Source organism: Dysgonomonas termitidis, from assembly GCF_042654545.1.
GTDB classification, from domain to species: Bacteria; Bacteroidota; Bacteroidia; order Bacteroidales; family Dysgonomonadaceae; genus Dysgonomonas; species Dysgonomonas termitidis.
This window is the reverse complement of the sequence record NZ_JBHSGN010000084.1, coordinates 1-14,764: the sequence shown is the minus strand read 5'-3', so window position 1 is coordinate 14,764 and position 14,764 is coordinate 1. Positions and strand designations below refer to the sequence as shown.

At 35.2% G+C, this 14,764-nt stretch carries 12 protein-coding genes and 1 pseudogene; 6 read left to right on the top strand and 7 right to left on the bottom strand.

What is annotated here, in order from left to right; genetic code table 11:
* Nucleotides 1-8: 8 nt before the first annotated feature.
* From ACFO6W_RS14475 to ACFO6W_RS14450, 6 genes and pseudogenes are all read left to right on the top strand, one after another.
* Nucleotides 9-842, top strand: a complete 834-nt coding sequence (locus ACFO6W_RS14475; protein WP_379997617.1) for a DUF6625 family protein — start codon at nt 9-11, stop codon at nt 840-842.
* A complete protein-coding gene (locus ACFO6W_RS14470) occupies nt 842-3,073 on the top strand; it encodes a peptidase domain-containing ABC transporter (protein ID WP_379997615.1) in 2,232 nt (743 codons plus the stop codon). Before ACFO6W_RS14475 ends, ACFO6W_RS14470 begins: the two co-directional genes overlap by 1 nt.
* Nucleotides 3,074-3,079: 6 nt before the next feature.
* A complete protein-coding gene (locus ACFO6W_RS14465) occupies nt 3,080-4,384 on the top strand; it encodes an HlyD family secretion protein (RefSeq protein ID WP_379997613.1) in 1,305 nt (434 codons plus the stop codon).
* A 172-nt stretch (nt 4,385-4,556) separates the two neighbouring features.
* Complete coding sequence (locus ACFO6W_RS14460) at nt 4,557-5,624, top strand: lanthionine synthetase LanC family protein (RefSeq protein WP_379997611.1); 1,068 nt, start codon at nt 4,557-4,559, stop codon at nt 5,622-5,624.
* A 1-nt stretch (nt 5,625) separates the two neighbouring features.
* Nucleotides 5,626-6,402 (top strand): galactosyltransferase-related protein, encoded by a 777-nt coding sequence (locus ACFO6W_RS14455; RefSeq protein ID WP_379997609.1) that lies wholly within the window; start codon nt 5,626-5,628, stop codon nt 6,400-6,402.
* 159 nt (nt 6,403-6,561) lie between these two features.
* A pseudogene (locus tag ACFO6W_RS14450) lies at nt 6,562-7,773 on the top strand (IS256 family transposase).
* Nucleotides 7,774-8,115: 342 nt separating this feature from the next.
* On the opposite strand, the gene ACFO6W_RS14445 reads toward ACFO6W_RS14450, so the two are convergent.
* The 7 genes from ACFO6W_RS14445 to ACFO6W_RS14415 form a co-directional block, all read right to left on the bottom strand.
* Nucleotides 8,116-8,802 carry a hypothetical protein gene (locus ACFO6W_RS14445; protein ID WP_379997607.1) on the bottom strand — a complete coding sequence of 229 codons (687 nt, stop codon included), beginning with the start codon at nt 8,800-8,802 and terminating at the stop codon, nt 8,116-8,118.
* A gap of 7 nt (nt 8,803-8,809) precedes the next feature.
* On the bottom strand, nt 8,810-9,760 hold the full coding sequence (locus tag ACFO6W_RS14440) for a relaxase/mobilization nuclease domain-containing protein (RefSeq protein ID WP_379997605.1): 951 nt from the start codon (nt 9,758-9,760) through the stop codon (nt 8,810-8,812).
* Entirely contained in the window at nt 9,726-10,106 is a 381-nt protein-coding gene (locus ACFO6W_RS14435; RefSeq protein WP_379997603.1) for a plasmid mobilization protein, read from the bottom strand. The genes ACFO6W_RS14440 and ACFO6W_RS14435 overlap by 35 nt, the downstream gene beginning before the upstream one ends.
* A 416-nt stretch (nt 10,107-10,522) precedes the next feature.
* Nucleotides 10,523-10,861: a helix-turn-helix domain-containing protein gene (locus ACFO6W_RS14430; RefSeq protein WP_379997601.1), complete on the bottom strand. Its 339-nt coding sequence runs from the start codon at nt 10,859-10,861 to the stop codon at nt 10,523-10,525.
* A gap of 311 nt (nt 10,862-11,172) precedes the next feature.
* A complete protein-coding gene (locus ACFO6W_RS14425) occupies nt 11,173-12,693 on the bottom strand; it encodes an RNA-binding domain-containing protein (RefSeq protein WP_379997599.1) in 1,521 nt (506 codons plus the stop codon).
* A 27-nt stretch (nt 12,694-12,720) separates the two neighbouring features.
* Nucleotides 12,721-13,524: a hypothetical protein gene (locus tag ACFO6W_RS14420; RefSeq protein WP_379997597.1), complete on the bottom strand. Its 804-nt coding sequence runs from the start codon at nt 13,522-13,524 to the stop codon at nt 12,721-12,723.
* Nucleotides 13,517-14,743 carry a tyrosine-type recombinase/integrase gene (locus ACFO6W_RS14415; protein WP_379997711.1) on the bottom strand — a complete coding sequence of 409 codons (1,227 nt, stop codon included), beginning with the start codon at nt 14,741-14,743 and terminating at the stop codon, nt 13,517-13,519. The genes ACFO6W_RS14420 and ACFO6W_RS14415 overlap by 8 nt, the downstream gene beginning before the upstream one ends.
* Nucleotides 14,744-14,764 lie beyond the last annotated feature (21 nt).

The following is a 14,764-nucleotide window of genomic DNA, read 5'->3' as shown; positions in this document are numbered from 1 at the left end:
ATAGAAAGATGAAAAATAATAGTATTGCTTTCCTTATTCTATATATTGGAGATTATCCTTGGTACTTCTCCTATTTTTTGCACTCATGTAAATATAATCCCAATATTGATTTTTATATCTATACGGATAATCCGATAATTGAATCTAGTACTCCAGAAAATGTCAAACTTATTCCTTATAGTCTAAATGAGTTCAATAAGGATGCAGCAAAGGCATTGGGTTTTCCTGTCAATATTGAACATGGTTATAAATTATGTGATTTTAAACCGGCTTATGGGTATATATTTGCGGATTTAGTTAAGAATTATGATTTTTGGGGACATTGTGATATTGATATTATATTTGGCAATATACGTAACTTTGTGACAGATGCGGTTTTGAGTAAATATGATGTGATAAGTGCCAGACATGATTACTTGACGGGCAGTTTTGCTCTATATAGAAATGGTTTATTTAATAATGCTTTATTCAAGCAAAGTAAGGACTATATAAAGGTATTTACAAGCTCTGAAAATTTCTGTTTTGATGAAACAAACTATGCGTTTAAGGCTTTTGAAATAGGATTGCATCGCAGTGAAATCAAAACAGAGGTAGAAAGCATGACTCATGTTGTAAAACGATTAGAAGAAAAGAGAAAGCTTAAACCTTATTTCGAATTCCAAATATTGGAAGGACTTGCGGGGAATATGCTTTGGGATAATGGTACGTTGACCTATAGAAAAGAATTTGAAGTAATGTATTACCATCTGATCAAGTTGAAAACTGTATATTCAGAAAAGAATATACAAAATAGGGTAGTTCCCAATAAATTCCGAATAGGTAAAAAGAAAATATATTATTGATGAAGAAAAGATTTCCATATTATCAACAACTGGATAGTATGGACTGTGGTCCTACTTGTATCCGTATGGTTGCCAAATACTATGGTCGTAGTTATAGTGTACAGCACTTGCGAGAAAACTCATTTATCACTCGTGAAGGAGTTTCCATGTTAGGAATTAGTGATGCCGCAGAAAAAATCGGATTTAGAACTACAGGTGTCAGATTATCCTTTGATCGGCTTGTTGAAGACATGACTTTTCCCTGTATCTTACATTGGGAACAATATCATTTTGTAGTATGTTATGGTATTAAAAAAAAAGGATGCTTTTGGAGAAAGACTAAAAATGAAGAATATCAAATGATGATTGCTGATCCTGCTCGTGGTCAGTACATTTTAACCAAGGATGAATTTCTAAGAAAATGGATCAGTTCAAAATCGGAAGGATATGATACAGGAATTGCCTTGATGCTTAAACCAACCCCTGAATTCTATGAACACGAAGATGAGAAAAGAAAAGAGGAAAGAAATTTAAGATACTTTCTCCGTTACTTAACCCCGTATAAAACACAATTATTGCAATTAGTTGTAGGGATGCTTATTGGAAGTGTTCTGCAACTGATATTCCCCTTTTTGACACAAGCTGTGGTGGACCAAGGAATAGGGAATAACAACCTGAGTTTTATAACACTTATTCTTATCGCGCAATTAGTTTTATTTGTGACACAACTGGCCGTAGAATTCATTCGTAACTGGATTACGTTACACATGAATACTCGGATTAATATAGCCTTAATTTCCGATTTCCTGATAAAATTAATGAAACTTCCTCTTCGTTTCTTCGATACCAAAAATATTGGGGACATTATGCAACGAATAGGAGACCATAATCGGATAGAATCATTCCTGACAGGTTCGACATTGTCAACATTATTTTCGTTTGGAAACTTCGTAATATTTGCATTTATTTTAGGCTATTACAACCTTACTATATTAGGTGTCTTCTTGCTAGGGAATACACTTTATGTAATGTGGATATTGTTTTTTATGAAATATCGCCGGAATCTCGATTATAAAAGATTCTCTCAAGCTTCTGCCGAACAAGGCAATCTTGTCCACATGGTTACAGGAATGCAAGAGATCAAATTAAATAACATAGAAAAGCAATACCGTTGGAAATGGGAACGAATACAGGTAAAACTATTTAAAATAAACATTAAGGGGCTGGCATTAGGGCAGTATCAACAATTGGGTTCTGTTTTCTTTAGTCAGACAACATCATTATTTATTTCATTTCTTGCAGCTAAACTTGTTATAGACGGAGATATCACGCTGGGTATGATGATGTCTATCAGTTATATAATAGGTCAGCTATCCGCACCTATCGGGCAGGTAATCGGTTTCGCACAGTCATTTCAAGATGCTAAAATCAGCTTGGAAAGATTAAACGAAATACACAATAAAGAAGATGAAGAGCAAACTTTAGCTTTAAAGATTAATTATATTCCCGATAATAAGTCCATATCCATCGAAGATGTTTCTTTCAGCTATGACGGATCCGACAGGGAATATGTTCTTGACAATATTAACCTTATTATACCTCAGAATAAAGTAACGGCAATTGTAGGAGCGAGTGGAAGCGGTAAAACGACTTTGATAAAACTTTTACTGGGTTTTTATACCCCTAATAAGGGAAATATAAAAATAGATCAAACCCCACTCCAAGAAATTAATCCACACCTATGGAGACAAAAAAACGGAGCCGTTTTACAGGACGGTTTTATATTTTCAGATACAATAGCAAATAATATCGCTGTAGGCGAAGAAGTTGTAGATAAAACGAAACTGGCCCATGCTGTCAATGTTGCCAATATAAAAGAATTTATCGAATCCTTACCTTTAAAATACAACACGAAGATAGGAATGGAAGGAAACGGTATCAGCCAAGGACAACGCCAAAGGCTTTTAATTGCCCGTGCTGTATACAAGAGTCCTGACTTTATCTTCTTAGATGAAGCCACAAACGCATTGGATGCAAATAACGAACGTGTAATATTAGATAATCTGGATACATTTTATAAGGGTAAGACAGTGATAATAGTTGCCCATAGGTTAAGCACGGTACAGCATGCAAATAATATCATTGTTCTTGATAAAGGTAAGATTATAGAAGAAGGAACTCATCAGGAACTGACGACTAAAAAAGGAGCGTATTATACACTGGTAAAGAATCAATTGGAATTAGGACTGTAATTACATATGGCTGAGGGAAAAGAAAAAGAGGTTGAATTAAGAAGCGAGGAATTTCAAGAGGTATTAGGAGATATTCCACCTTGGATTTTACGATGGGGTATAACGATGTTAGCAACAATTATTATAATTATCTTAGTCGGAAGCTCTATTTTTAAATATCCGGATATTATAAGTTCTACTATGACGTTAACAGGAACCACTCCTCCGGCAGCCATAGTCGCAAAGGTCTCAGGTAAATTAACAGAATTGAATATCAAGGATAATCAAATTGTTAAAGCAGGGGATTATTTAGCTGTTATTGAAAACCCAGCAAATACTAAGGATATACTTTCACTCAAAAAATATTTAATTGGGATTGATAAAGGTCTTGATACAATAAACACATTACCCCCTAAAGAAATGAATTTAGGCAGTGTACAAGGCATATATTCTTCTTTTTACATAATAATATCCGATTATATCCAATTTAAGCAACAAGATTATTATCTGAAAAAGATAGATTTGATGGGAGACCGCATAAAGCGGAACGAAGTATATTACACCAATATGTTACGACAAAAAAGTATAATAGAAGAACAGTTGAAATTAATAAAACTACAGTATGCTAGAGATTCGACATTAAATAAAAAAGGCGTTCTATCTAATGAAGAATTTGAAAAATCTCAAAATCAATCTCTACAAGGACGTCTTTCTTTAGAAAATATGTCTTCAACCCTAGAGAATATGCAAATACAAATAGCACAAATGCATGAAGATCTTTTAGATACTGAAAATCAATACATAGAAAAGAAAAACACCTTAGAAACGCAGATAAAGACATATCTGACACAGCTATTGACTGAAATCCAAACATGGGAAATAAATAATGTACTTATAGCCCCAGTTAATGGAAAGGTCACATTTACAACTTACTGGGTCGCAAATCAAAACATAACAGTTGGAGATGAAATATTCAATATCATACCTACAGATAAAGGAGAGATCATCGGGAAAGCGTCTCTACCTATCGCTCGGTCGGGGAAAGTGAAAATTGGGCAGAAGGTTAATATCCGATTTGAGAATTTTCCTGATAATGAATTTGGCATTGTACGTGGCATTGTTCAGAATATATCGTTAGTGCCCTCTAAAGGTAAAGATGGAAATAACTATATTGTTGAGATAAAGTTACCCGAAGGTTTATTGACTACTTATAACAAAGAATTGCCTTATCTACCGGAGATGCAAGCCCAGGGGGATATTATAACGGAGGATATATCTTTACTAGAACGTTTCTTTATGCCAATAAGGAGAGTGTTTAAAGAAAATATATGAAAACTTAATAACAAAAATATCTAGTTTTTGCTATGATAAAAATGCCTAAAATAATCCATCAGATCTAGTCAGGAATTGATGAGCCTTTACCAGAACTAGCTGAAACATGGAGAAGAAATTATCCAAATTGGGCAAACATCTTTAATTTTAAAACAAATAAACTTTAGTAATAATGAATATAACTTTTTCTTCGGCTACTGAAACTATATATAAAAAGCTTCATGAAGAACTTTTAGAATCGTTTAAGTTCAATCCTAGTCTGGGGTTAGCCCATGGAAAGATGGGTATCTGCATATATTTTTATATTCTAAGCAGGCAACAGAATAAAATGGAATATCGGCAGATTGCAAAGCAGATATTAGAAGAAATCAATGACAATCTGAATCAAGGTATGAATATTGATTTAGAAAGTGGTCTAGCTGGAATAGCCCTCGGAATTAGATATCTAATTTTAGAGGGATATGAACCCGGAGATGTAAACGACATATTGGAGGAGATTGATGATCAGATATATAAAAGTTTATCTAATATATTATTAGATGTTCAAACCATGCCTTATCTGAATGGATCTACCAATATTCAACTTTTATATTATCTTTATTTGCGCCTTGTTGATCTAAAACCCGATTCTGACAACACGTTTTTGTTTGAGCGGCTAATTATTAAATTAATCAACCTTTTGGGTGATGAAATCTCTGATGATTTTTTTAAAGAGGCCCCGGGCTATTCCTTGTACCACTATCATTTACCTTTTTTACTATATACATTTAATAATTTATTAAAATTGAACATCTATAATAGTAAAATAAATACTTTGCTATCTGCAACAATTAATAAGATTCTATCACATAGGCCGGTATTACATTCAAACAAACTATATCTTTTGTGGGGAGCACTCTCTATAAGATCCCATATCAATTCAATTGAATGGGATAATTACTTTCTTGATTTAGGACATCAGATTGATATTGAATATTTAATAACTAAAGAATTAAAAGACAAGGATATTTTTTTTAGTAATGGAATCGCAAGTATCTATGCTCTTTTAATAAAAATCAATGAGATGAAATCCTTGATGCAAATTCAATTTGATGTAAATTCTTTTCAAAATAAAATTACAAAATCTGAAGCTTGGAAATCGTTGCTAGAGAAACCAGCTTTTTTCAAAATTCATAAGGGTCTATTCAATGGTTTCCCCGGGACTATTTTAATGTTACATTCAATAAATAATTCATTATAAAATGAAGACAGACTTATTAGATACAACTTTTATTATACCTATACGACTTGATTCTATCATAAGATTAGAAAACCTATTATTAACTGTTGAGTCTTTATTTCAAGCATTCGAAACTAATATTTTACTACTAGAAGCTTCATCATATAACAATAATCTGATTACTCATTTGTTGAAGGATGAAATACAGTACTATTTTATAGAAGATAAAGATCCCATTTTTTTCAGGACGAAGTATCTTAATATGATGACTGAAAAAGTACGAACTCCATTTCTTGCCATTTGGGATGCTGACATAATTATCAATAAAGACCAAACAATCGATGCCGTAAATCAACTGAGAGTTGGTAAATCTGATATTGCTTTTCCCTATGATGGCAAATTTTATGATGTCTCTGAGATCATTCGAGAGCATTATATAAACCATAGGGATATTGACTTTTTTAGGCGAAATGAAAGTAAAATGAATTTGATCTATGGTGATCAAATGGTTGGGGGAGCTATCATTGTTAATAAGGAAAAATATATTTATGCCGGAATGGAAAATCTTAATTTTTATGGTTGGGGACCGGAGGATTCTGAAAGATACCAAAGATGGCTTGTCTTTGAATATAATATATATCGCAGCAAAGGACCTCTGTATCATTTGACACACCCTAGAGATATAAATGGAAAATCAAGATCCGAAAGTCATTTTGAGAGATTAACTTTTACAACAACTTCAGTTGCAAACAGCACAAAAGAAGAATTATTGAATATGCGGAAAATAAGTTCTAAGTAATATTTATTTTATTTACACATTAAATTCAGTAACTAATCATATAACTGTAATTAACCATTTAATAGATTCGGTATATTATAGTTTCAGAAAAAGTGAGACTGTAAAGTAAACTGTGTCAAGCAAGAATAAAATATTATTTTTACTAACACAGTTTTTATTATGGAAAAAAAGTTTGATTTTGAAAGTATTAAGAAGAAAGCCCTGGAGCAACTTAAATCAGGCAAGTCTTTATTAGGCAGGGATGGCGCTTTTGCCCCGTTATTGGAAAATATCCTAAATGCTGCATTGGAAGGAGAAATGGATGTTCATTTAGATGAACAGGAACGCCAGTCGGGAAATCGACGTAATGGCCATACCCCTAAACAGGTTCAAACCCCTCTGGGTGAAGTCACCGTGCATACCCCTCGAGACCGAGAATCTACATTTGAGCCTGAATTTATCAAAAAACGCGAACGTATTTTAGCAGATGGTGTTGCAGATCGCATTATCGGTTTATATGCTATAGGTAACAGTACCCGCCAGATCAGCGATTGGATGGAAGAGAGTCTGGGCAACCGTGTATCGGCTGAAACTATTAGTTCCATCACAGACCGGGTTCTCCCCGAGATCCAGGCCTGGCGTAGCCGTCCTTTGTATAATGTTTATGCTATCGTTTGGATGAATGCCATTCATTACAAAGTTATGTACGATAAGAACCGACCGGTAGCTATCTATAACGTTTTGGGTATAGACAAAGAGGGTTACAAAGACTTGTTAGGCATGTATATTGCTAAAAGTGAAGGAGCCAACTTCTGACTGTCCTGCTTATCGGATCTACAAAGCCGGGGAGTGGAAGATAACCTGATTGCCTGTACCGACAATCTGACCGGCTTTGCCGATGCCATCAAAAGTATTTTCCCTGATACTACTGTTCAAACCTGTATTGTCCATCAGATATGGAACTCTATCAAGTATGTAGCCAGTAAAAACCAGAAAGAGTTTATGCGTGATTTTAAACTGGTTTACCGTGCTGTCAGCAAAGAACAAGCGGAAGTAGAACTGGACAATCTGGAACTTAAATGGGCAGAAGATTACCTCATCATTATAAAATCATGGCGCAATAACTGGGACCGGCTCTCGGCTTACTTCCAATATCCTGAAGGAATAAGACGGATGATATACACCACCAACACAGTCGAGGGATATCACCGTCAAATCAGAAAAGTAACCAAAAATAAAGGAGTTTTCACTAATGATACAGCTTTAGAGAAGCTCGTTTACCTAGCTTACCGTAATATCAAAAAGAAGTGGACGATGCCGCTCTTGGAGTGGAGTAAAACGGCTCAGCAACTGGCTATTATATATCCAGATAGATTTAAATTACTGGATTAATAACAATATATCCAATATTTTATTAGTTTTGTAAAACCAACAAAGCGATGGTGACACTTTATACCATTGTAACGCAAAAACGATTAGGGGATCGACCCCTACCGTTTTTACCAACAAAGCTCCGGATAGACATTACCCATTGTAAAAAATCAATGTAAATAAAACCGAAGTTATAGAGATGAAAAATTATTTGACACAGTTAAATTTACACGCCCGAAAAAGTAGTTTTCAACTTCCTTCCTACTCCTTGAAAATAAAAGAAACGAAAACAGAAACATGTTTTTATCTTTTCAAGTAATATCAAAATAAAGGCAAAGCTCTTGTCTTTGCCTTTATTTCAATTTATTCCACATTCAGTTCTTGAATTTCGCTATCCAGCCGTTTAATATTTTCTTCATTCTGTTTCTTTTGTTCTTGCTTCCGAGCCTGCTCTTGCAAGCGATGCTCATAATCAATCACACTTTTACGGATATTCTTAACAATAGAAGCACTATCCGGATAATAGAAAAAGTTCTCTAAACGTGTAATCTCATTCGATAAGATACCATTCTTCATTTTCACAAACCTATATTTCAGATCATTATCGGTCAACCTGCTATTTTCCTGATACTGATTGTAATTTCCAAACAAAGAACAAAACAGACCGAGTGAAAGAAAAATAATAGCAATAACAGTCTTACTCGACTTAAAATCAATTGTATATTGATTTTTTACAAGGCTCGGTTGTTTAGCTACTGTTTCCAATTGAGCTATTTTTTCATTGAGGAACTCTGAAAAGGAATTATTAGCTTCATCCTGTAACTGTCGCATCGTCGCAATCATTGCTGCTGTGTATGCCTTTAACTCTTCCCCAGTAACACCTTTCTTGGCCTCGTCAATAGTTTGTACTATTTTATTTAGTAAATCAATCTTTAGTGCAGATTCTCCATCATCTGCTTTTTTCAAAGAACGAATCTCAATCATAATCTCGGACAGTATTTCTGAAAAACCGTCCATTGTTATCTGGATATTGTCTATTTTATCATTCATAATTCAATTAATTTAATCTGGGTCGTTTATTATTTTTTCTGTTTATTTTCTTTTGGAAGCGTTCCATCTCATTTTGAAAGCGTTCTTCCTGCTGATCTTCACCATGAGTCTGGAATACCGACATTGAGTCTAAACCCTCGATCAGTGAACCGACAATACCGGCTCCCTGACTTTGAGAGTTATTCTCTTTGGCAAAAGATTGTCCTGTGGTTTTACTCTGAATACAATCCTGAGCATTGTCTTTCAGTTGCTTGTCAAGTTTTAAGTAACTGAAATTACGGTCTACCTCAGAGCCTTTGAAAGTCACATCGCCGATGGTAAAGGAAATACCTTGTACCTCATGGGTCTGTCCTTTATATTTGAAGGAAATGCTTATGCCTTTTTCTTTCAACAGCTTTTCAAGGTCAGTCCAATCGGTTGCTTTTTTCAAAGCTTCCTTTATTCCATCATGCACCTGATATTTGGTCTTATCCTTACCTCTTAGCTTATGCTGCTTGACTTTATCCTTTCCTTTACCATAAGACAATCCGTATTTATTCTTTATTTTCTTACAGACAGCCTCATTGCGGTAACGGTCATTTTTATCGCTTATCACCTTGCCGTTATTATCAATGCGGTTATAGACGATATGTACATGGGGATTTCCGTTGTCATAATGGCGTACTATGATATACTGGGTATCGGTTATATTCATCTCCTGCATATATTCCTTAGCCAATGTTACCATAGCCCCGTTAGTAAGCCTGTCAGTATCATCAGGCAGATAGCTTAACGATATATGCCCAACGGGATGCTTGATATTCGGTTTCATCAGGCGTTGGGTGTTAAAGCTCCTGATGATACTATCCATATTGGATAGAAGCACCCCGTCGGCAGCTATCATCTTTGCATCCTGCTTATTCATAACATAGCGGACACATCCTTTAAAAGCGGCTCTTTGCATAATTTTTCCAATCATCTGATAAATGGTTAATAATACTTACAATTATGTTTCGCAGGCTTGTTATCTCTATTGCTACACTTGTAAAGCCATCCTTGTTGGCTGACCTTGCTAATTGGTTCAGGTTATTGGCTTCTCCCGATAGTTTGCGAAGCGTATCTGCATCGTCTTTGCCTATACGCTGGACTACTTTAGCTGAGAGCAATGAAGAACGGGCGAAACTGCTTAAACTCAGACCTGCATCCCGGGCTCTTTTTTTCAGGGCTAGATATTCCATTGTTGTAACCCTTACACTAATGACTTTCTCTTTCAACCGTGCAGAGACTCTATTTTTTGATACGTTATTTTTTATATTATCATGCATAATATTCAGCTTGTTTTAATTAAGATAAATGCTTATTTCTTTAATGCCGTCCACATAAAACTGCGACCAACGGGAGCGGTTTTCCCCTCCGCCAAAGGCGGAGCAAGGTAGGAAATGTATACATTTCCATAACCTTGCCATGCGCCTCAACTTGGGAGGATAGCTGCTAACCGGAGTAGTGCAATCCCGAAGGACAGCCTGATAATTTAGCTGGACTTTGGGCGATCAGGCACACTGTATAAACTCAGCGAGCTAAACACACCAGACTTCAAAATCTGACAGGTGTTAGTCAGATGAGCGAATGCCCAAAATTCAGCCGGAACAAAACACCAATAACTCATCGGTGGGGGATCGCCCGGCGGCAAGGGGGGAGACCACTCCTCCCGACGAGTGTAAAACGGATACTGTAAGGATCATTATTGTGTATCCTCCTTTAACTTTTTTAATCCCAGATCGACAATCTTAGGTTTGCCTGCTCGCATCCATGCGTCCAGTTCCTCCAAGTCGAACCGCAATGATTTACGAACTCGTATAAACGGAATAGCATTTTGATTTACGAGGTTGTAGATGTACTTTTTCTCAAAACCTGTGAATTCACTGGCTTCTTTCAGCTTGACTAATTTCTTAGGATTTTCTTCTTTCTCTTTTTCTCTGAGAAAAGGCAATACTTTGGGTATAAGCTTTTCATCAATAACTTCACTTACCCATTTCTTAATGAGCTGTTCCAACGATTTTTTATTAAACAATTCTTCCATAAAACAAATAATTTTGGTGATACAAAAAATTTCTATGGAGCAAATATCTTAATAGTCAAAAAGTTATGGAATTAGAAGTATTTATATATGTAATGCGATGTAATACAGTGAATTATCACATACTGAAATGGTGTAGTATTTCCTATATTATTCATAGTATTTGATTTTAGAATACTATTGTTCAGTTTCGACCTAAAATAACCAATTTGAAGCATGAAAAATTGCGTGTTTTGCTCAGTATTAATAGAAAAAGCCCCCCTATAATGGAAAGTTTCCATTATAGGGGGGCTTTTATTCGAGAAAAAAATATATTATTTCTTTTCTTGATCTAAAATTTTCAGGAAGGTGTTTCCTCTTTCTGTTATTTGAAATCTTTGAGATGGATGATTTATGTTATTGGGGATGGTATGCTCAATAAGTTTGTCCTCAATAAGTTTTGAGATTATTTTATTAAGCTGTCCTGAAACTTGTTTCTGCCCAAGTTCTACCGATAATTCCTTTCTCGATAAAGTCTTGTTTGTAAGTATTAATAGAATTTCCGCATACAATGATTTGTTTTGTAACTCTTGCTGTAGCTCTTGCTCCAACTCTTGCTCCAACTCTTGCTGTAACTCTTGCTGTAACTCTTGCTGTAACTCTTGCTGTAACTCTTGCTGCAACTCTTGCTGCTTAACAAATTCCTTTTTTATAAACTGAACCTGAAACGATAGTCCTGTTTCCCTCCACTTAAATTCTATATCGGGATATTCTTTCAATTCGTCAGCAATCATCTTTAGTCCATTTCCCCACTGGTCGATAATGCCTAGACGCTTAAAAACAGGTGCTATTATTTTATTCTTTGCATCAGACTGACGGCTTTCCATTGCCGAATAGTCAATAGATGGAGGAAGTAGTCCGGGGCTCGTAATCTCAATCATATCATCATAGATGGCGACTTTTATATCTTTCCCTGTCAATGAATAATCACGATGGACGACCGCATTCCGTAAAGCTTCTCGAATGGCTTTAAGCGGATATTCCCAGCGAGATATAGTGTAAACGCCTTCTACTGTAGCCCCTTTATTAATGTGGCGAAGAACAAAGTTATATGCTTCTTCGGCTTGCATCGAAATGTCTGTGCTTATCGTTTTCTGATCTATAAACGTTTCGGACTTAGTGCCTTTAAAACGTGCACATTCGATTTTGGCAAAGTGAAACAAAGAATTACGCAAATTATCATCCGAAAATAATATAAGTGCCTGAGTTGGATATAGTACCCCCTCAACGTCTTTTACAAGTTCTAACTTTTTCAGTGCTTGGAGGTCTAAATCTTCACTTGTCTTATCCTTATATATTTGCTTGAAGCTGTCATATTTAAGTGCACTCAAAGGTTTATCAAGTACAATCTCACTATCAAAAGACAGATTTCGCTTTCGTCTTTCAAGTTCGCCAATAATATTTTCGTCCGCCTGACGATTGGTTGAGCCGACACGTATAAAAGTACCGTGCAACTTCCCTAAATCCTTCACATAATAAGGAGGGGTATTTCCTCTGTATATAGTTACTCGTATCAGATGCTTGTCTCCTTCGGACAAGAATGTTATATCAGGAATTATTGTCGGGTAACATTTGGTATAAATAATATTACTTATCTGCTCCTCGATGGAGGTCAAATCATCTTCGGGCAGACCGACCACTTCATGAGGATTGTCTTTTATCCCTATGAAAAGTTCGCCACCTGCGTCATTTGAAAATGCCACAATTGTTTTCGCTAAATCCGAAGTTTTAGGTAATTGCTCCTTAAACTCTAATCGGCGACCTTCTGGTTGAGATAATATTTCTTTAAAATTCATCTGTTGTGTATATCTAAATTCTATGGTCTAATCAAAAACGAAAAACTCTTTTATCCTGTCTTTCGGCTTTATTTTGAGAAATTCATTTTGTGCGGTTTTTATTCTTTCACTCGTGTAATGCTCCAGTTTCTGATTCGGTATATTGGGATTTGGGCGAAAGTTGGAAGTAATATATTCCATTATAAATTGATCTTTGCCATCAAAGCCCTGACGATATATTTTACCTATTTCAATTCCCTCTTCAACAAATTGAACCAATTTTATCAACCCTTTACTCCAGATAAGTTTATTGACTGGAGTAGCCCCCATCATTATTAAAACAAAATCACTTTTATATTCAAAAACAACACATTTATATGCTAATAGGTTTTCCCAGACTCTTGTAATCCATTCGGGTTGCCTTCTTGAAATATGGGGTATTCCTGTTTCTTCTTTTTTTTGTGCTCTGTATTTCGTAAATAGGTAGTCTAAAGATTTCTCTGCTTTTGATTGCTTTTCCTTAGCTATAACATTCCTATATATGTATTCTTTCAATTTTATTTCTTGTTCGGTCAAAAATTTAATGGCTTCATTAGCCGTAAATCCTCTTGCCTGTATTTGAAAATCCATGTAATGAGCATCAAAAGCAAAGTCGTTAAATTTCCATGAAAGATATTCCACATACAGACAGATACCAAAAAAGCTTTTTATGAAAAATGTAATTATTTTCCAACCGTACCTGATAAGAAAGTTTTTATCAGCTACATTTTCATTATTCCGATTGAAGTAGTCATTCAGCCGAGAAAGTTTCTTCCTTAAAAGTATTTTTCTATATGTTGCTAATTCATCCATTTGCGAGTTTAGTTAGTATTTCTGCAACATCTTTTTTCTGGTCTTGCGTAAAACCTCCCAAATATTGCTCTGTGGTAGCAAAAGAAGCATGCCCGAATCCTTTTGAAATATATGCTGTTGATACCCCATTTCGTAAAAGTGTTGTCGCCCACGAATGGCGTGCTACATACGTTGTGACTTTAGCATCTATGCCCAAACGTTTAGCTATCCGCTTCATATAAGCATTAATACTGCGGATGGTTATATGAGTTGTATGATAGATATCATCGGGTGTCATAGTACTATTTATTACATCAAATATATGATTTTTATTTAGACGTTCTTTATTTCCCCATCGTTTAATTATAGCTGCTACTGGTTCGGATATAAATATTTCGAGAGGCTCTTGTATTTTTCGGGTTCGGATAGTTTTCTTACGATGAAAATAAATAAAATTACCATCTATATTTTCATATTTCAAAGCAAATATATCAGCCATATTCATTCCGTTGCAATAGAAGCTGAAAAGCCATAAATCACGAGCTTTGGCTTCTTCCTCTGTTAAAGGTTCGTACTTAACTATTTCGGTAATCGCAGATTCTTCTAACGCTTTTTTGATATTGTTTGCTTTAGGAATTTCATATTTGCGATGGCTTTTCATACCGAAGGGATATTGATCTTCACTGATTATTTTATCGGCTTTAGCTATATTTATGATAGCTCTTAATGATCGCAGATAAATTCCAATAGTTGTAACCGACCTTCCATTCTCTAACATATGTCGTTCATAAGAATTGAGAAAGTCTACCGTCACATTCTTAAATTCCAGTTTAGGAGAAAAGGAACGTAAAGATTTTAAAGCATCAATATAGGATCTGGCTGTGCCAATTCGTTTTTCATCTTCTAGTTTTCCAATATACACTTCAAAGCTGCTATAAACATCCTGTTTGTCTGCCCTTTGTTTTATTTGCTTATCATAGAACAGTATTTCAAAAGTTTCAAAAGAAAACGTGTCGCCTAACAATTCAACAGTTTTGGTTGCTCTGACTTTTAGAGCATCCATATCAGACTTCAACTTCTTCAATACCTTATCTTTCAATTGAACAGAATTTAGCCTATCCCAATCTTCAACCGAGAGTGAAAAATCCGTATTATATCTTTTCTTCTGCTTATTATAATAAATTACAAGTTTAACAGGACACCTGGAAAATCCAGTGAGCGTTGCCCCCTCGTGCCAAATCTAAATTGACCCCTGAAAAAA

Bases quoted from the DNA above. Each gene is read 5' to 3' on its own strand.
- ACFO6W_RS14430 (WP_379997601.1), bottom strand. From the start codon at position 10,861: ATGGAAGAATTGTTTAATAAAAAATCGTTGGAACAGCTCATTAAGAAA.
- ACFO6W_RS14420 (WP_379997597.1), bottom strand. From the start codon at position 13,524: ATGGATGAATTAGCAACATATAGAAAAATACTTTTAAGGAAGAAACTT.
- ACFO6W_RS14455 (WP_379997609.1), top strand. From the start codon at position 5,626: ATGAAGACAGACTTATTAGATACAACTTTTATTATACCTATACGACTT.
- ACFO6W_RS14445 (WP_379997607.1), bottom strand. From the start codon at position 8,802: ATGAATGATAAAATAGACAATATCCAGATAACAATGGACGGTTTTTCA.
- ACFO6W_RS14465 (WP_379997613.1), top strand. From the start codon at position 3,080: ATGGCTGAGGGAAAAGAAAAAGAGGTTGAATTAAGAAGCGAGGAATTT.
- ACFO6W_RS14460 (WP_379997611.1), top strand. From the start codon at position 4,557: ATGAATATAACTTTTTCTTCGGCTACTGAAACTATATATAAAAAGCTT.
- ACFO6W_RS14470 (WP_379997615.1), top strand. From the start codon at position 842: ATGAAGAAAAGATTTCCATATTATCAACAACTGGATAGTATGGACTGT.
- ACFO6W_RS14425 (WP_379997599.1), bottom strand. From the start codon at position 12,693: ATGAATTTTAAAGAAATATTATCTCAACCAGAAGGTCGCCGATTAGAG.
- ACFO6W_RS14475 (WP_379997617.1), top strand. From the start codon at position 9: ATGAAAAATAATAGTATTGCTTTCCTTATTCTATATATTGGAGATTAT.
- ACFO6W_RS14435 (WP_379997603.1), bottom strand. From the start codon at position 10,106: ATGCATGATAATATAAAAAATAACGTATCAAAAAATAGAGTCTCTGCA.
- ACFO6W_RS14440 (WP_379997605.1), bottom strand. From the start codon at position 9,760: ATGATTGGAAAAATTATGCAAAGAGCCGCTTTTAAAGGATGTGTCCGC.